Here is a 17301-nt window from a genome sequence, read left to right as displayed (position 1 = left end):
TGATATACTTGGAAAAAAACGGGAAAATACCTTCATTAAGTTAGAGAAAAGCAGGGGTTTATATGCTGGGGAAAGAAGAATATCTTAAGTTCATTTCGGGTGAATATCCAGATTTAAAAATAAATAAGTTTCAAGTAAATGATAAGGGCTGGGATAACGATATTGTGATCATTAATGAAAGTCTCGTCTTCAGGTTTCCGAAATTTGAAAATGTGATCTCAAAAGTAGAGGCGGAAGGAAAGCTCTTGCATCTGCTGAAAAAGAAACATCCCTTATTGCAAGTCCCAGACTATCAATATTTGTACAAGAATCAAATGTTAAAATGTGTCCGGTATGACTATCTGGAAGGCAGGATGCTGGGCGATATCAGCATGGACTTCATTAAGAATAACCAGGAAAATGCCAGGCTTCTTGCCGATTTTTTAACAAAGCTGCACTCTATAGATCCTGCAGAAGCAGACACTATGAATCTGAAAACCCTTCATACATTTGAGTACTGGGAATCCCTGCATTCATCTGTCAGGGAGGAAATTTTCCCTTATCTAAAAGACAGGGAAAAGGACCTGATTAATAGCATATTCAGGGATTTTTTGAACGCATTACCTGGCTATTCTATTAAAAAATCTATTATCCATGGTGATTTGACAGCTTCCAATATCATTTACAGTGAAAAGAAAGGCTGTATCAGCGCGGTCATTGATTTCACCGATGCGCAGCTGGGAGATCCAGCGTTTGATTTTGCGGGCATTTACTGGGCATATGGCGAAGACTTCACCAAGGAGGTCCTGTCCTGGTATCAGACGAATGAATCAGGAGATGCCCTCTTTAAAAGGGTTCAGAGCTTTTACGGGCTTCAGCCTATTTTTCATGAGCTTCTTCACGATGTACGGAATGGAAAGAAGCCGGACTGGAAGACAGGACTGGGAAAGCTTAGAGCCTTAGTGTAATAGGTTTTATAAACAGCATTGAACTTTATGAGCAGTAGAGTCTATCAAAAGGAGATTTCAATATGGAATTCAAAACGGATATTTTGCAGCTGCGGAAGGGCCCATATGAAAATGGTGCAGCCTTGGGCAGGCACTTGTCAGGGAAACCTATCGTGAATGTATTTGAAAGTGTCACAAAGGCTGATATCAATATAGAGAAAATGGAGAGAATCCTAAATGCTTTTTCTCCCCATCTCCTGGATGAATTAAAAGGGATCGCGGATGGCTTGGAGATTCCTTATCATAAGGCAGCTGCACTTTTCAGCGGTTATGATGTGCCCAAGGTGGCTGCGATGGGCTGTACAGCGGTTATGACGAAAGACTTTTATGTGCGCAATTATGATTTCTCCCCAGAGTTCTATGACGGTATCTTCACTCTATCAGAGAATCTGCCGGCTCTTGCGTCAGCCGGCTACAATCTTCAGGCCATCGGCCGGCATGATGGGGTGAATGAAAAAGGGCTCGCGGCAGGGCTTCATTTTGTCAGCCACGATGGCTATCAGGAAGGGATATCGGCATGGACAAGTGTGAGGATGGTGCTGGATATTTGCGCCACTGTGAGTGAGGCTGCCAAACTGCTGGAAGAAATTCCTCATGCAGCCTGCTATAACTTCTCCCTTGCGGACAGCTTTGGCAATCAGGCGGCTGTGGAGGCAAGCCCTGATAAGGTAGTGGTAAGACAAGGGCCGGAAGTGCTTCATTCCTGCGTCAACCATTTCAGGTCAGAAGAGATGGCCGGAAAGAATCGTGAGCATATTGATGGGTCGATCAAGCGAACCGGTTATCTCGATTTGATCGGAAGTAAACAGCTTTCTTTCCAGGAAACCTTCGATCTGTTCAGGGACACAGGGTCACCGCTGTTTTTTACTGACTATGAAGATCTCTTTGGAACACTGCACACGTTTGGCTACTCTTTCCAGGATTCTCAGATAGTTACTTCTCTCTGCCGGGGAGAAGATCCGCTGCAGATTAATCTCAAAAAGTGGCTTGCAGGGGAAGATCTAGAACAAACCGCAATGCAAGGTATTATTAGTCCGTATGCCCATTTACAAATAAAGGATAAAATGAGATAATACAGAAAATTGTGAAGGGGGAAGTAAGTTTATGGAACCAACTAATTGCCAATATTAATGGATTTTAAAAATTAATATGTATTTTGTATTGAGTGTTCAAAATGCCTAATCTGGTTAGGTCTATTTGTTATGCTCTTTATGGAATAATGGCAAATTAGAAGGAAACTTACTTTACTTGACCGGATGTATTATTTACGGGATCAGTCCGGCAGCTATAGGCTGCTCCAGAGGCTGAAATGGGCTTATTTTGTGATGGGTGCATTTCAGGCTTCACTGGCGATAAATTATAATAGCATCCAGGCTGCAGGAAGAGATATCTTCTTGCAGCCTTTTTATATGCGGAAAATTGAATAGTTGGAAGATCTTCTTTGCCTTGTCCATAAAAGTATAGCAGCCAATATGGATGAAAGAAGGAATAAAAGATGCTCGAATTAAAATTGAACGGAATCAAAAAATATATGGAAGCCGCACTGATCAAGAGGAATGTATCGCTTGAAGCGTTTGAAGGGGAGAAGATTGGGATTGTCGGTGCCAATGGCTGCGGAAAGAGCACCCTCCTGAAGCTGATCGCGGGGATTGAAAAGATGCATTATTATCCGGGTTATCCGCAGACATCCAGTCCCGGCTATGATGAAGGGCTGATTCATTTTCCAAGAGGGGCGAGCAAGGCGTATCTGGAGCAGTCGCCGGTTTTTCCGCCGGGCTTGACTGTGAAGGATGTACTGAATCTTGCTTTTGAAGATATCGATGAAATTGAAGCACGTATGCGTGAACTGGAAGAGCAGATGAAGGTGCTTATAGATAAGGAGCTAGAAAAAGCCTTGAACCAATACAGCGATCTAGTTATGCAGCTTGAGGCGAAGGGGGGCTACGAGCGGGAAGAGAAGCTGGGCAAGGTCTGCACAGGCCTTAAGTTCAGCGAAAGCTTTTTGAACACAGATTTTGATCAATTGAGCGGCGGGGAAAAAACGACTGTTGTGCTCGGCAAGCTGCTGATCCACAATCCTGATATTCTCCTGCTGGATGAACCGACGAATCATCTTGATATGGAAGCGATCGAGTGGCTGGAAAGTTACCTGAAAAGCTGCAGGGGCATTGTCCTGATCGTCTCGCATGACCGGTATTTCCTTGACCGCACTGTGACTAAAATAGTCGAGATTGAGGACATGGAATCGATCACTTATAAAGGCAATTATTCTTCTTTTATCAGCCAGAAGGAAGAGAATATGCGCATTCAATATGAGCATTTCCGTGAGCAGCAGAAAAAGATCAATGGGATGGAAAAGACGGTGTCCGACCTCCGCGACTGGGCGATGAGGGCGGATAACAATAAATTCTTCCGGCGGGCAGCCAGCATCCAGAAGAAGCTTGATAAAATGGATATTATTGAAAAGCCGGTCTTTAAACGAAGAAACATGCGGCTTGATATTAAAACCGCCCAGCGCTCAGGCAAAGAAGTCATCAAAGCTGACGGGCTGTGCAAAAGCTTTGATGATAAAGTGATTTTCAAAGACAGCGGCCTTTTGGTCCAATATGGAGAAAGAGTCGGTCTGCTTGGTTCTAATGGCAGCGGCAAAACTACCTTCCTGAAGATGCTTCTCGGCGAGGTGCTGCCAGATGGAGGCACAGTGGAGCTCGGCGCCAATGTGCAGGCAGCCTATCTGCCGCAGAAAATTGAATTTAATGATGAAGAGCTTACAGTCCTTGAGGCATTCCGGGAGGGCATTTCAATTGTGGAAGGCAAGGCCCGCGAATATCTGGCTAAGTTCATGTTTTATAAAAAAAGTGTCTTTACGAAGGTGAAACAGCTGTCAGGCGGCGAAAGAATCAGGCTGAAGCTGGCGATGCTGCTATACCAGGATATCAATCTGCTTGTCCTGGATGAGCCGACCAACCATCTGGATATCCCATCGATTGAAACACTGGAAGCTGCCTTGGAAGACTTTGAAGGAACGATCTTCTTCATCTCGCATGACCGCTATTTTATCAACAGAATCAGCGAAAGAGTGATTGCAGTAGAAGATTATTCGCTGAAAAACTACCCAGGCAACTATGATTCCTATAAAATGATAAAAGAGCAAAGAGCCGTCCAAGTGATGCTAGTGCCTGAGGAGAAAAAGAAGAATCAGCATTTCTCTCCAAAACAGGAAGCGTCAGCTGAGAAGGCTGAAGCAAGAATGCAGCGGCTTGAGCAGGAATTAAAAGAGATTGATGCATGCATGTCAGAGGCCGGGAGTGATTATGGCCAGCTCAATCTGCTGTATGGCAGGAAAGAGGACATAAATAAAGAGCTGGAAAAAGCCATCGAGCTTTGGCTGGGGTGAGGGTTTCTCCGGTTCATCAATAAATTGGGGCAGGTGCCTGCCCTGATATTACAGGAGTGTGTGAAAGTGGATAATAATGATATTTTGATTCGGTGCAGATATGCAATGGATATTAAGAATAATGATGTTGTAGAGATTTTTAAACTGGGCGGCATGGAGTTTTCACGTGAGGAAGTGCTCCTGATTCTGACAAAATCGCCTGACTTGGAGGATGGTGCGGCTCCAGCGGCAACGGATAGGCATATTCCGTGCACAGATGAAATGCTGGAAACGTTTTTGAATGGGTATATTGTTTTTAAGCGCGGCCGGCAGCAGCCAAGGCCAGGTGAGCCGGAAGCGCCGCAGGTCAGGCTGTCTGACAATGAACATCCGAATAATCTATTGCTGAAAAAGCTGAAAATAGCATTGTCCCTGACGAGTGAAGACATGCTCGAAGTATTCAAGCTGGCAGGGCTCACAGTGACTAAAGGGGAGCTTGGAGCTTTTCTCAGGAAAAAAGGGCATAAAAACTATAAAGAATGCGGAGATAATTTCGCACGTAATTTCTTAAAAGGATTGACGGTTAAATATAGGGGAGAATGACAGTACATGCTGCACACATATCAAGGGGAAACAATCAGTTTTCAGGTTGTCCATAAAAACAGGAAGTCGGCCGGGATTTATATTGATGGTCTTGGCCACATAGAAATCCGTGTCCCTAAAGGCACAAAGGATGAAAGTGTGCTGAAGCTGGTAGAGGAGAAATGGGAGTGGATCCTCGAGAATACCCAGGAAATGAAGGACCGGCTCCAGGGGCCGAAGGAGCGGAGCTATGACCGGGATGAGAGGCTCCTCTACCTGGGGAAATCATATCCTATCGAAGTAACCGGAGATGCCGGCATCCAGCAGGATTATGCTGCAGTGGACGGTGATAAGCTGCGCATTTTTATGAAGCAGCCGGGAGATGAACAGATCCAGCGGGCTTTGAAGCGGTTTTACTATCAGCAGTGCAAAGCGCTTGTTGAGAAAAACATCCAGGCCAATCAGCAGCATTTCAAAATGAAGCCTCAGTCCATCCGCATCTCCGACAGTCCGACAACATGGGGAACATGCGACTCCAATCGCCGTCTTACGTTCAACTGGAAGCTGGCGATGGCTCCGCCGAAGGTGATTGAATATGTGGTGATCCATGAAATGTGCCATATGATGCATATGAATCATGACCGCTCCTTCTGGCGCCTTGTCGGTAAGCTGATGCCGGATTATAAAGAGCAGGAGAAGTGGCTGGCGCTATCAAGCTGGCAGATGACGGTTTAGCGGAGAAATAGCAGTTTTTCGGTTAGTTGCTAATAAAAAGTGAAGGTTGCTAATATATCTGAAAAGTTGCTAGTAAAAAGGAAAAGTTGCTAATAAAATCCAAAAGTTGCTAATATATCGAAAAAGTTGCTAATAAACAGCTTATCCAGTCCGCAGGCCCACAGGCCCACAGGGTTCTCCCTCTAATCAGAAAATTCGTGCTGGCTGATGGTATCTGAAGCTAAATTTACGAAACATAATCTGTTCAGAGCACCATTTTACCGTCCAAAACCTGAATCCAGCCCAACTCATCATATAAACCACAAAAAAAAGCTGCCCTCCAGCGCAATAAGCGCAATCGGGCAGCTTTTTTTACGTCGACAGAGGGGCGCTCAATCAAGAGTCAATCAGCTGTCTAAGAAATCATCTTCCATATAGCTCGGATTTGGATATTTATAGAATCCTTCGCCTGTTTCTCTTCCAAGCTTGCCTTTGTCGATATAATCTCTCTTCAGCATTTCAGCCAGTTTGGCGGATTCTGCCATACCGGCCTGGCCTTTGCCGTTTGCGATATTGTAGGCAGTTGTGACGCCGACGATATCGAGGATGGCGAACGGGCCTTTTGGCGCGCCGGTTGCGATCATCCATGTTTTATCGATGGTTTCCGGATCGGCAACACCGTTCAAGAGCAGCTTCTGGCCTGCTTCCAGGAATGGAACAAGAAGTGAATTCAGGATATAGCCCGGCTGTTCCTTGTGCACAGGAAGGGCTACCATGCCGATTGCCTTCGCAAACTCGATGACATCATCGAATACTTCCTTGCTTGTGCCGGGATGCCCCATAACTTCTGCTGTATTGTTTGTCCAGATTTCGTTCGCGAAGTGCAACGCCAGGAATTGTTCCGGACGGCCTGTCGCTTCTGCGAACTGGCTTGGCAGTAAAGTAGAAGAGTTAGTGGCAAAGATGGTTTTTTCCGGAGCCGCAGCACCAAGCTTTGTATAAAAATCAATCTTGATCTGAACGACTTCTGGTACTGCTTCAATTACGAGGTCGGCATCAGCAACCGCTGCAGCCAGGTCACTGTGGAAGGAGATGCGCTCATAGGCTGAATTTACTTCTTCTTCACTGGCCCCAAGGTCCTCCTGATAGCGCGGTTTCAGCTTTCCGATTCTATCTTTTGCACGGTCAAGTGCCTCGTCGTTAATGTCATATACAGATACATTGAACCCTTTAAATGCAGTTTGAAATGCGATCTGGCTTCCAAGCACTCCGCTTCCGGCAACGGTTACATTCTTGTAATTCATAGAAAAAACTCCCTTTCTATTTGTATCGTTCATAGATTTAATACCACTTTTATTATATACCTAAGCTGAGAAATTATAGAAGTATAATGCTTGGGTAAAAAGGACTATATGACTATTTTAAAAAATGATGATATACAAAAGTCCCCTCGCAGATTTCAGCGATTAAAATCATCTCTCCATTTCTCCCGTGCATTCCGCGCGTCAACTCAAAACGGAAAGGGTATAATAAAACTATCGACTGCAAATAGGATTTTTATGTCAAAAATCGCAAAGGAGCTAAAATGACAAACAGCAATAGAACAGGGTGGAAGTTAGATAACAGCTACACACGCCTGCCGGAGATGTTCTTTACAAGCCAGGATCCCAATCCTGTGGAGGCGCCGGAGCTGGCCATTCTGAATGGGCCTTTGGCCGCTTCACTGGGACTGGATGCTGAAGAGCTTCAGAGTAATGAAAGCATCAGCATTCTGGCCGGAAATGAAATGCCTGAAGGAGCGTCGCCGCTTGCACAGGCATATGCGGGGCATCAGTTCGGCCACTTCAATATGCTTGGGGACGGGCGCGCGCTCTTGATCGGCGAGCAGATCACCCCGGAAGGAGAACGGTTTGATATCCAGCTGAAGGGCTCGGGGCGGACCCCTTATTCCCGCGGCGGAGACGGCCGGGCGGCGCTTGGGCCGATGCTGCGCGAGTATATTATTAGCGAAGCGATGTACAGCCTCGGGATCCCGACGACCAGGAGCCTCGCCGTTGTCACGACAGGGGAAATGATCCGGAGGGAGACCATGCTGCCCGGAGCCATTTTAACGAGGGTAGCTGACAGCCATCTCCGTGTCGGGACCTTCCAATTCGCAGCTCAATTCGGGGAGAAGGAAGATGTAAAAGCTCTCGCAGATTATGCCATCAGCCGCCACTACCCGGAAATAGAAGGAGAGAAGGAGCCTTATCTGGCACTCCTGAAGGCGGTCATCAGGCGGCAGGCTTCATTAATCGCCAAATGGCAGCTGGCCGGGTTCATCCATGGGGTTATGAATACCGATAATATGACGATCAGCGGTGAGACGATCGATTATGGCCCTTGCGCTTTTATGGACACCTATAACCCTGAAACAGTCTTCAGCTCCATTGATGTACAGGGACGCTATGCCTACGGAAATCAGCCGTACATGGCCGGCTGGAATCTGGCCCGCCTGGCGGAGAGCCTCCTGGTTCTTCTGCATGATGATCAGGACCAGGCTGTTGAGATTGCCCAAAAGGAAATTTCCGGTTTTATGGACATTTACCAGGGCAATTGGCTGGAAGGTATGGGAGCAAAGCTTGGGATCTTCACTGTTGAAAAAGAAGACAAAGCGCTCTTTGAGGAACTGCTTTCCCTGATGAAGGAGCATCAGGCTGATTATACGAACACATTCAGGGCCTTAACGATCGGAAGGGAAACAGCCTTAGAGGGCAAGCCGGGATTTGCCGGGTGGCATGATAAATGGAAGGCCCGCTTGGAAAAACAGGATAAAACATCTGAAGACAGCAAAACGCTGATGCACAACAGCAACCCGGCAGTGATCCCGAGGAATCATAGAGTCGAAGAGGCCCTTGAGGCGGCTGTTGAAGGAGACTACAGTGTGATGGGCAGGCTCCTGAACGTGCTGGCAAAGCCATATGCCCATTCGGAGGCTGAAGAGGAATACTGCACCGGTCCCGATGATGATGGAAAGGGCTATGTAACTTATTGCGGAACCTGATCAGCAGGAGCGTGCCCCGATCATGGGGCATGGCTCTTTTTTTGAAAAAATCCAAAGGGAGAGTGTGAAAATGGATTCAGTCATTGTAAAAACAAAGCAGGGATCAGTAAGGGGGACGGAAGGACATGCTGCCACAGTGTGGAAAGGCATTCCTTTTGCCAAGAAACCGGTCGGCAATCTGCGCTTTCAGCCTCCAGAACCGCCTGAAGCATGGGAAGGAACTTTCGAGGCGATTGAATTTGGCCCTGTTTGTACGCAAAACAAAGATATAGCAGCCATGCTTGGCGCGCCGGCTGAAAACATGACAGAGGACTGCCTGTATTTGAATATATGGGCGCCGGCAGGTCCAAGGGAAGGGCTTCCGGTTATGGTGTGGATTCATGGCGGTGCCTTCAGGGCAGGTGCCGGCAGCAGCCCTCTTTATGATGGAACAAGTATGGCGGAAAACGGCGGAGTCATTGTTGTAACAATCAATTACAGGCTCGGCGCCTTCGGCTTCCTGCATCTTGCCGGGCTGGACAGCAGTTATAGTGCGAACCTTGGATTGCTGGACCAGATTGCTGCATTAAAATGGGTCAGGGAAAACATTGAAGCATTCGGCGGCGATCCTGAACAGGTGACGGTGTTCGGGGAGTCGGCAGGGGCGATGAGCATAGCCTCATTATTGGCCATGCCTGCTGCAAAGGGACAATTTCAGAAGGCCATCATGGAAAGCGGGGCATCGCAGATCATCCCGCCAGAGCAGGCTTCCATGATAGCTAAAGCAGTGCTGCAGCAGCTGGGCATTGATGAGGGGAACATGGATAAATTGAATGAAGTGCCGGCGGAGGATATTTTGAAGGCTGCCGAGCGGGTCACCGCGGGTCAGGGGCCGGGTATGATTTTCCAGCCAACGGTTGATGCGGAGACACTGCCGGTTCCTCCGCTGCAGGCAATCATCGGAGGAGCAGCAGAAGGGATACCTGTCATGATCGGGACCAATCATGATGAAGGCGCCTTTTTCTTCAGGCCGGGCTCAGCCCCGATGCCTGGTCCGGCAAGAGATGAAGCAATGGCCAAGCTGATTGGTCCGGAAGCGGCAGAAAAGGTAAAAGAGCAGTACCCGGCAACAATTGAAGGGGAATCCCAGTTCATGACCGATTTTGTTTTCTGGAAGCCTGCGATTGAATATGCTTCCGGGCAGGCAAAGCATGCTCCTGTCTGGATGTACCGGTTTGATTGGCATATACCCGGTCATCCTCATGTCGGCAAGGCAGCACATGGACTGGAAATAGCGTTTGTTTTTTCAAATCTTTTCTACTTCAGCCGGCTTGGCGTCAAAGTGGATGAAACCATACAAAGACTTTCCCGGCATATGCAGTCAGCCTGGATTTCGTTTGCCAAAGCGGGCAATCCGAATGCGGCTGGAGATGACATGAATTGGCCGGCGTATCAGCCGCTGGACCGCTATACCTATATTTTTGACAGTGAGAGCCGGGTTGAAGCTGACCCTTACAAAGAAAAGCGTGAGCTGATCACAGGACGGGGATAATGGCCGGGCTAGTTGTCCCGCTTCTTCAACAGGCTGGGACAGTAAACCTGGCACCTCCGTCCTGAGGAGGTGCAAAATGAAGTTTCTGGATGGAGCTTTAGCTCAGGAAATCGTGGATCGGACGATGCAGATCATCGGCCGGAATATTAATGTAATGAATGAAAAAGGTGTGATCATCAGTTCCGGTGATAAGGAGAGGATCCAGTCTGTCCATGAAGGGGCGGTCCAAGTGATCAGGGCTGGACGCGGGTTTGAAATTACTGAAGCAGAGGCCGGGCAGCTGAACGGGGCCAGGGCAGGGATTAATCTGCCGATCACCTTCCGGGATCGCATCATAGGCGTGGTTGGGATTACAGGGGAGCCGAGGGAAATACGCAGCTACGGAGAGCTTGTTAAAATGGCTTCTGAAATGATCCTTCAGCAGGCTGTTTTAATGGATGAAATGCAGTGGGATGAACGCTTGAAAGAAGAGCTGACAAGCCAGCTGCTGTCTGGTACGGAAAGCCTGGATTCTCTCTATTTTGAAAGAGCGGACCGCCTCGGAATTGACTTGGATATCCCGAGGACGGCAATCGTCATAGCAGCCGATGAGCAGACCAAAAGCTATAAATGGATCCGCGACAGGCTGGAAAAGGATGATTTGTATGTGATGAACCCCGAGTTTATCGTCCTGCTCAAAAAGGTGATGATAAAAGGAGAAAACTGGGATCACGGCCAAACCATGAACCAGGTGAAGGATTGGCTTTCCGGGCTTGCAGGCAGCCAGGAGCTGTCATGCCAGGCGGCCATCGGCCAGTATCATCCCGGTTTGGAGGGGATCTCCAGCTCTTACCGGGAGGCTGTACATACGCTGGAGGCGGGAAGGAAGATTGACCCCCAGAAGGCACTTTATTACTATGAAGATTATAAGCTGCCAGTCTTCGTTGCCAGGGCAGCCGAGCTCGGAATAGCAGGAGCGTTCCGGCACCATGCCGTAAACTTAAATCAGCATGACAAAAAAGGCGAGATGCTGGAGACTTTGAGGATTTATATTGAAGAAAATGGGGACAGCAGCTCTGCGGCAAGCCGCCTCTACATACACCGCAACACCCTGAGATACCGCCTGGAGCGGATCAGGGAGCTGACCGGAAAAGATCCGCGCTCCATAAAGGATCTGCTGGAACTCTATTTATCTCTCTTGCAGAATCAGCTTATATAAATTGTGCAAATGCACAAAAAGGTCCGGGATTACCGGGCCTTTATTTTATGATGTGAACAATGTAAACCTTTACGCAAACGCTTACAATATAGGTAACATCTTTTAAGGGAGGAATCATCTTGGAAGCTACCATTCAAGTAAGCGCTTTAGGGGCAATTGCCGCTTTAGCCGTTGCCATCATATTAATTTTGAAAAAAGTTTCCCCGGCCTATGGCATGATTGCCGGCGCCTTAATCGGCGGCCTCATCGGCGGGGTAAATATCACCGATACCGTCACTTTAATGATGGAGGGCGCTAAAGGCATCATCCCGGCTGTTTTAAGGATACTGGCTGCCGGCGTCCTGGCAGGTGTGCTGATCGAATCGGGCGCTGCATCCGTCATTGCAGAAACGATTGTGAAGAAGCTCGGGGAAACGAGGGCTCTGCTTGCACTGGCGGCTGCCACGATGATTCTTACAGCGGTAGGCGTGTTTGTCGATGTGGCTGTCATTACGGTTGCACCGATCGCCCTGGCCATTGCGCAAAGAGCAGCTATCAGCAAAACGGCGATATTGCTCGCCATGATCGGCGGGGGCAAGGCCGGCAATATTATGTCGCCGAACCCGAATGCCATTGCAGCATCAGATGCATTCAATATCCCGCTGACCAGCATTATGGCAGCCGGGATCATCCCGGCAGTCTTTGGTCTAGCTATGACCTATTTCATTGCGAGAAAGCTTGTGAATAAAGGGACTGCCATTTCTGCAAGCGAAGTTGCTCCGCACACTGAAGGCACGCTTCCACCGTTTTGGGCCGCGCTGATCGGACCTGTCATTACCATCATTTTACTGGCATTGAGGCCATTATTTGATATCAGTATCGATCCGATGATTGCCCTGCCGCTTGGAGGGATTGCAGGAGCAATTGTGATGGGCAAGGCAAGGAAGATTAATGATTTTGCCGTCTCGGGACTCGGAAAAATGACAGGCGTCGCCATCATGCTGCTTGGAACAGGCACATTGGCGGGAATCATCGCCAATTCAGGGCTGAAGGATGTTCTTATAAATGGACTTGAGGCCGTCGGTCTGCCAGGGTATGTGCTTGCACCTGCATCCGGTATCTTCATGTCGGCTGCCACTGCTTCAACAACTGCAGGTACGGCTGTAGCGAGCCAGGTATTCAGTTCAACGATCCTGGAAATGGGCGTCAGTGCTTTAGCAGGCGCAGCCATGGTCCATGCGGGGGCTACAGTCCTTGATCATCTGCCGCACGGAAGCTTCTTCCACGCAACAGGCGGAAGCGTCAATATGGAAATTAAAGAACGTTTGAAGGTCATGCCGTACGAATCACTGGTCGGCCTAACAATGGCGGTTGTATCTACTCTCATTTACGGTGTATTTCAGCTGTTCGGATAGAATTCAATAAACAGGAGTGATAGAAATGAAGATTGTGATTGCACCAGATTCCTATAAAGAGAGCTTGTCGGCCATGGAGGCCGCTGACTGTATCGAAAAAGGCTTCAAGCGGATCATTCCTGATGCTGAATATGTGAAAGTGCCGATGGCTGATGGAGGGGAAGGTACGGTCCAGTCGCTGGTCGATGCGACCGGCGGCAGCATTATCACGGCGCAGGTGACAGGACCGCTGGGGGAGCCTTTGGAAGCCTTCTTCGGCCTTTTGGGAGATAAGAAAACCGCTGTTATTGAGATGGCGGCAGCATCAGGCATCCATCTTGTGCCGCCAGGAAAAAGAAACCCGCTTGTGACAACTACAAAAGGGACCGGCGAATTAATCAAGGCTGCACTTGATCTCGGAGTCCGCCATATCATCATTGGCATCGGCGGCAGCGCGACGAATGACGGAGGGGCCGGGATGGCACAGGCACTTGGGGCCCGTTTGCTCGATGCAGAAGAGCGGGAAATCGGCGGGGGCGGAGGATCGCTCTCAAGCCTGGCATCGATTGATCTTTCCGAGCTTGATGAACGCCTTGAAGCTGTAAAGATTGAGGTTGCATGTGATGTCGACAACCCGCTGACAGGGGAGAAAGGAGCTTCCGCCATTTTCGGTCCGCAAAAAGGGGCCGATCCTCAGATGGTAGGAATACTGGATAAAAACCTGGCACATTATGCGAGCGTTATTGAACAGGATCTTGGGAAAAAAATCAAGGATGTGCCTGGATCCGGAGCGGCGGGCGGCCTTGGCGGCGGACTGCTGGCTTTCCTTCCGGCTGAACTGAAGCGGGGAGTCGATATTGTCATTGCAGCTGCCAGGCTCGAGCAAATTGTGGCAGATGCTGATCTTGTCATCACAGGAGAAGGCAGGATCGATGGACAGACGATTTTTGGAAAAACCCCGATCGGTGTTGCCAAATCCGCTAAAAAATCGGGAGTTCCGGTGATCGGGCTGGCCGGCAGCATTTCAAGGGACAGTGATGTTGTACGGGAGCACGGGATTGACGCAGTCTTCAGCATCGTGCCTGGAGCAGTCTCCCTGGAGGACGCCTTCCGGAACGCATCTGGGTATGTGGAGCAGGCCGCTGCCAATATAGCAGCTGTCTGGAAACTGGGACGGCTAGTCAGACCTTAGTTGGAATAGGCATAAAATAAAAAAGCGCCTGGATTTTTTAAAAGTCCAGGCGCTTTTTATGCGTTTCTATAGAAATTCATCTTTATAGTTTTTATCAGTATATTAAAAATTTCCCGCCAGTGCCTTCCCGCAATCCATCCATTGCAGACGCTTAACACATTCCTTCATAGATCCTTATTTTCCATTTGATCACAGTAATTTTGGTTCCCGTTTCTTTGCTGGAATCAATGCAGAACTCATCCATCATCCTTTTTACAGCAGGCAGTCCTGCCCCAAGCCCACTGCTGCTGGAATAGCCCTGCTTAAGTGCCTTTGGAATGTCAGCGATGCCTGGGCCGCAATCAATGGCAGTAAGCCGCAGCCCAATCTGATCGCCTTGTGAAAGACTGTCAAATTGAATCTGGCCCCTGCCGGCATAACGGTAGATGTTTCTGGCAAGCTCAGAAATGACGGTTAGAATTCTTGCCTGGTCGATTGGATTGAAGTGCAGGGATCGGGCAAGTTCTCTGCCCGTTTTTCTGGCCAGGATGATGTCATTCTCCTTTATAATTTGAACCACTGCAGATTTCTCCATGTCTGGCAAACCCCTTACTGCCAAATCGCACTCTGGCATTTGTATGGTCACGTGTCTAATGTTAAAAAAAAAAGAGCCAAAAGAAGGAAGCTTCCTTCTTTTGGCTCATGTCCAGTTCTGTCGCCTGGGTCATTGCTGCCTGTTATTATTGGGCTTTAAGATGAATAAGCATACGCTTTTATCCTGTTCAAAATCCCATGAAGCAAATACATTTTCCAGTTCTGCATCCAAATAGCGTTCGAACTGTGGTCTGTGCTCCATGAACAATCTTTTTTCCAGATCCCTTTTGGCAAGGGTAAGGACTTCCGGATAGCCCTGCCGGATCAATTCTTTTTCAACAGCTACCAGTATTTGATTACGGACAATCACCAGCGTCCTGGGATTCAGCAGGGATGAGTGCACTTCCCCTGGAGGCTTTTCGGCTTCCATGCTAACTTGGATGACTTCCTTATGTACATCTTCCTGGTTCTGATACAAGCTGTGTTCCGGGGCGATTTCTTTTGAAATGCCAACGAACATCCCGGAATAGCTTTCCAGATTCCAGTCATAATAGAATTCATCAATCGTAACTCCTATATCCATTTGGATATATACCTTTATCTCGTCTATGAGTGCAGGCATCAGCATATCCCTGATTTTCTCGACATACTTGCTTTGCTCTGTATCTAATAATCTATCTTCTATCGGTGACATAAAGTCTTTCATATATACAGTGATATAAGGGGGAGAAATGGTGGCAAACACTGCCCCTGGCCCCTTGCCGAAAGCGCTGCGCAAAAGGCGTCCGATAAAAGATCCCAATTCTTTTTCTTTTTTCTTAATGTCCATACTCGCCATCCTTTAGATTCAGGCTTCATATCCCGAATCCATTCGTTTGCGGGGATGGGGATCGTTCAGTCATAAGATAATGCCATTATAACGTAAAAATTTTAGCTCTACCTATTTATTCTTCCAAAATTAAAATAATCCTCTATATTTTTACAGATTATTCATAAAATATGTTTTTTTTGTGATAAAAAGGGGAGAATTAAGTTGTGGAGATTTGCCTGTTAGGAGTTTCCCTTCTGGCAGGCTGATGCTAAAATGGAAAAAGGAGAGAGGATATGATGCTTCTTTCTGTGTGCAAGGGTAGACGTAAACATGGAGATTAAGGCGCAGCAGACAAAACTGGCAAATAATTTTGGCAAGCTGCTGCGGGAGAAGTTTGGAAAAGGCCCGGAAGCCATTTACGTGACGGTATCAAAGCCATATGTCCTTATTTATATAAGCGGCTTTATATCAGCAACAGAGCAGGTGCTTCTTGACCAGGGCCAGGAATTGACGGTACTGACAACAAGAGAATATCTGATGAAATCGCTGGACCCCGAAATGCGGGGCCAGATTAAAGCAATCACAGATATAGACATTCAGCATATGTATTATGATTGGAATCTTGATAGGCAGACAGGGGTTTTTGTAGGCGTTGGCCCGTCCATTGTGGCTGAAGGCAAAGATTCAGAATCTGACTATAAAGGGAAGAAAAAGGTCCACGAAGAAATCATCAGCATAAGCAGGCAGGCTGAGAAAGCGCCGGACCGGGTTGAATCTTATATGCTCGGGTCCCGCACATTGGTTGTGATCCGCGAGGGGATATTGGTGCCAATCGAAAAGCAGCTGATTGCCCTGGGATTTGTCGAAACGCTCCGGGTAGCCAAAAGGCAGCTGGAAGGTGAATTGCTCAGCAATGATATTCATTTTGCTGGTATCCTGGAAGCAGAGATACAGGACGTTTTTGTTGACTGGAATTTTGAACTGGATAACAGTGTTATTTCATTTATACTCAAACCCAATGATGCATAAGGCAGTAATGAACCGGACAAATTGTGCCGGACATAAGCCGAAGAGAACAGGAAATCCTGTTCTTTTCGGCTTTTTCTTTTGCTCAGCAGCAGATTTTGCAATAGGTCATTTTTGATCTATTAAAACAGGAGGATATCAATGGCACAGAAACAGCCAAAGACCGGCATAATGGAGGAAGAATTAGAACTCTTTATGGAAGAGCTTTTTCGTCTGAAACAGGATTATGAACAATGTGAAGATGAATTTTTTAAAAAAGAACTTCAGGCTGATATTCAGATCCTGCTGACCGTCATAAACAGGATACAAAGATACTGACATTCCCGAAAGACCGGTGACCAAGAAAGAAAGGAAGGAAGGAAGGAGAGGCAGAACCCCGCCTCTCCTTAAGAATGGCTTTGCCCTCTATTCCTCTCAAACCCCAAATACCGCGTTCCCTGAAACGTCAGCATCCCAACGTCTCCTTCTGCAAGCAGCCCATACTCTTTTCCGGATACATGGAATTCCGAGCGGTCGCCGCTGTCAAATTCAAATGTCACATAATAGCGGGTGCTTGAGGAAACATGGTGATGGTTATCATGATGGGCATGTGATCTCCTTGATACATCTGTCCGCTTTGATTTAACGGCCGCCGTCACGCTCAGCCTGGGGGACTGCTCATTTTTCTGCCACTGGCCGACCCCTTTGAAAATGCTGAATATGAGGCCGCCGATAACGATGATAAATATAAGGCCGATAAAAACGGGGGCAGCCTGAAAGATAAAGTCCCCCATGAAAAATGGTTCTGACATGCTAGTGCTCCTTTCACGGTGTTTATATAATAGTTACGCGCGGGAGGGTTTAAAGTTTCACAAAACTGCTGGCTTTCATAGCACGTTTAATAAGTGCTGGCAAGG

Annotated in this window: 16 protein-coding genes; 12 read left to right on the top strand and 4 right to left on the bottom strand. The window is 47.7% G+C overall.

Annotated elements, in window-relative coordinates; genetic code table 11:
• Positions 1-62: 62 nt before the first annotated feature.
• The 5 genes from ACQCVH_RS20870 (at position 63) to ACQCVH_RS20850 (ending at position 5679) form a co-directional block, all read left to right on the top strand.
• Positions 63-947 (top strand): aminoglycoside phosphotransferase family protein, encoded by an 885-nt coding sequence (locus tag ACQCVH_RS20870; protein WP_426837503.1) that lies wholly within the window; start codon positions 63-65, stop codon positions 945-947.
• A 62-nt stretch (positions 948-1009) separates the two neighbouring features.
• Complete coding sequence (locus tag ACQCVH_RS20865; protein WP_426837502.1) at positions 1010-2059, top strand: C45 family autoproteolytic acyltransferase/hydrolase; 1050 nt, start codon at positions 1010-1012, stop codon at positions 2057-2059.
• A gap of 422 nt (positions 2060-2481) precedes the next feature.
• Positions 2482-4383, top strand: a complete 1902-nt coding sequence (gene abc-f, locus ACQCVH_RS20860; protein WP_426837501.1) for a ribosomal protection-like ABC-F family protein — start codon at positions 2482-2484, stop codon at positions 4381-4383.
• Positions 4384-4449: 66 nt separating this feature from the next.
• Positions 4450-4965: a YehS family protein gene (locus ACQCVH_RS20855; protein WP_426837500.1), complete on the top strand. Its 516-nt coding sequence runs from the start codon at positions 4450-4452 to the stop codon at positions 4963-4965.
• A gap of 6 nt (positions 4966-4971) precedes the next feature.
• Positions 4972-5679 carry a M48 family metallopeptidase gene (locus tag ACQCVH_RS20850; RefSeq protein ID WP_426837499.1) on the top strand — a complete coding sequence of 236 codons (708 nt, stop codon included), beginning with the start codon at positions 4972-4974 and terminating at the stop codon, positions 5677-5679.
• A 386-nt stretch (positions 5680-6065) separates the two neighbouring features.
• Here ACQCVH_RS20850 and ACQCVH_RS20845 read toward each other — a convergent pair whose 3' ends face one another.
• Positions 6066-6962: a 3-hydroxyacyl-CoA dehydrogenase gene (locus tag ACQCVH_RS20845; protein WP_426837498.1), complete on the bottom strand. Its 897-nt coding sequence runs from the start codon at positions 6960-6962 to the stop codon at positions 6066-6068.
• A 281-nt stretch (positions 6963-7243) separates the two neighbouring features.
• Here ACQCVH_RS20845 and ACQCVH_RS20840 point away from each other — a divergent pair, with 281 nt between their 5' ends.
• The 5 genes from ACQCVH_RS20840 to ACQCVH_RS20820 all read left to right on the top strand — a co-directional run bounded on the left by ACQCVH_RS20840 (position 7244) and on the right by ACQCVH_RS20820 (position 13995).
• Positions 7244-8701, top strand: coding sequence for a protein adenylyltransferase SelO (locus ACQCVH_RS20840; RefSeq protein ID WP_426837497.1), 1458 nt, complete (start codon positions 7244-7246; stop codon positions 8699-8701).
• 70 nt (positions 8702-8771) lie between these two features.
• The gene (locus ACQCVH_RS20835) at positions 8772-10232 is read left to right on the top strand and encodes a carboxylesterase/lipase family protein (RefSeq protein WP_426837496.1); all 1461 of its coding nucleotides are present in this window, start codon (positions 8772-8774) and stop codon (positions 10230-10232) included.
• A gap of 76 nt (positions 10233-10308) precedes the next feature.
• Positions 10309-11430 (top strand): sugar diacid recognition domain-containing protein, encoded by a 1122-nt coding sequence (locus ACQCVH_RS20830; RefSeq protein ID WP_426837494.1) that lies wholly within the window; start codon positions 10309-10311, stop codon positions 11428-11430.
• Positions 11431-11549: 119 nt separating this feature from the next.
• The gene (locus ACQCVH_RS20825; protein WP_426837493.1) at positions 11550-12824 is read left to right on the top strand and encodes a GntP family permease; all 1275 of its coding nucleotides are present in this window, start codon (positions 11550-11552) and stop codon (positions 12822-12824) included.
• Between the two features lie 25 nt (positions 12825-12849).
• Positions 12850-13995 carry a glycerate kinase gene (locus ACQCVH_RS20820; RefSeq protein ID WP_426837492.1) on the top strand — a complete coding sequence of 382 codons (1146 nt, stop codon included), beginning with the start codon at positions 12850-12852 and terminating at the stop codon, positions 13993-13995.
• Between the two features lie 151 nt (positions 13996-14146).
• On the opposite strand, the gene ACQCVH_RS20815 is transcribed toward ACQCVH_RS20820, so the two are convergent.
• Together ACQCVH_RS20815 and ACQCVH_RS20810 are read right to left on the bottom strand one after the other, a co-directional pair.
• Positions 14147-14569, bottom strand: coding sequence for an anti-sigma regulatory factor (locus ACQCVH_RS20815; RefSeq protein WP_426837491.1), 423 nt, complete (start codon positions 14567-14569; stop codon positions 14147-14149).
• Positions 14570-14698: 129 nt separating this feature from the next.
• The gene (locus tag ACQCVH_RS20810; RefSeq protein ID WP_426837490.1) at positions 14699-15397 is read right to left on the bottom strand and encodes a Na-translocating system protein MpsC family protein; all 699 of its coding nucleotides are present in this window, start codon (positions 15395-15397) and stop codon (positions 14699-14701) included.
• A gap of 312 nt (positions 15398-15709) precedes the next feature.
• Here ACQCVH_RS20810 and ACQCVH_RS20805 point away from each other — a divergent pair, with 312 nt between their 5' ends.
• Both ACQCVH_RS20805 and ACQCVH_RS20800 read left to right on the top strand, forming a co-directional pair.
• Positions 15710-16408, top strand: a complete 699-nt coding sequence (locus ACQCVH_RS20805) for a Na-translocating system protein MpsC family protein (RefSeq protein WP_426837489.1) — start codon at positions 15710-15712, stop codon at positions 16406-16408.
• A 138-nt stretch (positions 16409-16546) separates the two neighbouring features.
• On the top strand, positions 16547-16723 hold the full coding sequence (locus tag ACQCVH_RS20800; RefSeq protein WP_426837488.1) for a hypothetical protein: 177 nt from the start codon (positions 16547-16549) through the stop codon (positions 16721-16723).
• A gap of 68 nt (positions 16724-16791) precedes the next feature.
• Here ACQCVH_RS20800 and ACQCVH_RS20795 read toward each other — a convergent pair whose 3' ends face one another.
• Positions 16792-17196, bottom strand: a complete 405-nt coding sequence (locus ACQCVH_RS20795) for a DUF2500 domain-containing protein (protein WP_426837487.1) — start codon at positions 17194-17196, stop codon at positions 16792-16794.
• Between the last annotated feature and the right edge of the window lie 105 nt (positions 17197-17301).

Origin of the sequence: Bacillus infantis (assembly GCF_050107595.1) — a bacterium.
Classification (GTDB): Bacteria; Bacillota; Bacilli; order Bacillales; family Cytobacillaceae; genus Bacillus_AB; species Bacillus_AB infantis_C.
The sequence above is the reverse complement of the archived record's forward strand: the minus strand, read 5'-3'. Positions and strand labels throughout refer to the sequence as shown.

Bases quoted from the DNA above. Each gene is read 5' to 3' on its own strand.
- ACQCVH_RS20865 (WP_426837502.1), top strand. From the start codon at position 1,010: ATGGAATTCAAAACGGATATTTTGCAGCTGCGGAAGGGCCCATATGAA.
- ACQCVH_RS20810 (WP_426837490.1), bottom strand. From the start codon at position 15,397: ATGGACATTAAGAAAAAAGAAAAAGAATTGGGATCTTTTATCGGACGC.
- ACQCVH_RS20800 (WP_426837488.1), top strand. From the start codon at position 16,547: ATGGCACAGAAACAGCCAAAGACCGGCATAATGGAGGAAGAATTAGAA.
- ACQCVH_RS20830 (WP_426837494.1), top strand. From the start codon at position 10,309: ATGAAGTTTCTGGATGGAGCTTTAGCTCAGGAAATCGTGGATCGGACG.
- ACQCVH_RS20805 (WP_426837489.1), top strand. From the start codon at position 15,710: ATGGAGATTAAGGCGCAGCAGACAAAACTGGCAAATAATTTTGGCAAG.
- ACQCVH_RS20840 (WP_426837497.1), top strand. From the start codon at position 7,244: ATGACAAACAGCAATAGAACAGGGTGGAAGTTAGATAACAGCTACACA.
- ACQCVH_RS20845 (WP_426837498.1), bottom strand. From the start codon at position 6,962: ATGAATTACAAGAATGTAACCGTTGCCGGAAGCGGAGTGCTTGGAAGC.
- ACQCVH_RS20795 (WP_426837487.1), bottom strand. From the start codon at position 17,196: ATGTCAGAACCATTTTTCATGGGGGACTTTATCTTTCAGGCTGCCCCC.
- ACQCVH_RS20835 (WP_426837496.1), top strand. From the start codon at position 8,772: ATGGATTCAGTCATTGTAAAAACAAAGCAGGGATCAGTAAGGGGGACG.
- ACQCVH_RS20820 (WP_426837492.1), top strand. From the start codon at position 12,850: ATGAAGATTGTGATTGCACCAGATTCCTATAAAGAGAGCTTGTCGGCC.
- abc-f (WP_426837501.1), top strand. From the start codon at position 2,482: ATGCTCGAATTAAAATTGAACGGAATCAAAAAATATATGGAAGCCGCA.
- ACQCVH_RS20850 (WP_426837499.1), top strand. From the start codon at position 4,972: ATGCTGCACACATATCAAGGGGAAACAATCAGTTTTCAGGTTGTCCAT.
- ACQCVH_RS20815 (WP_426837491.1), bottom strand. From the start codon at position 14,569: ATGGAGAAATCTGCAGTGGTTCAAATTATAAAGGAGAATGACATCATC.
- ACQCVH_RS20870 (WP_426837503.1), top strand. From the start codon at position 63: ATGCTGGGGAAAGAAGAATATCTTAAGTTCATTTCGGGTGAATATCCA.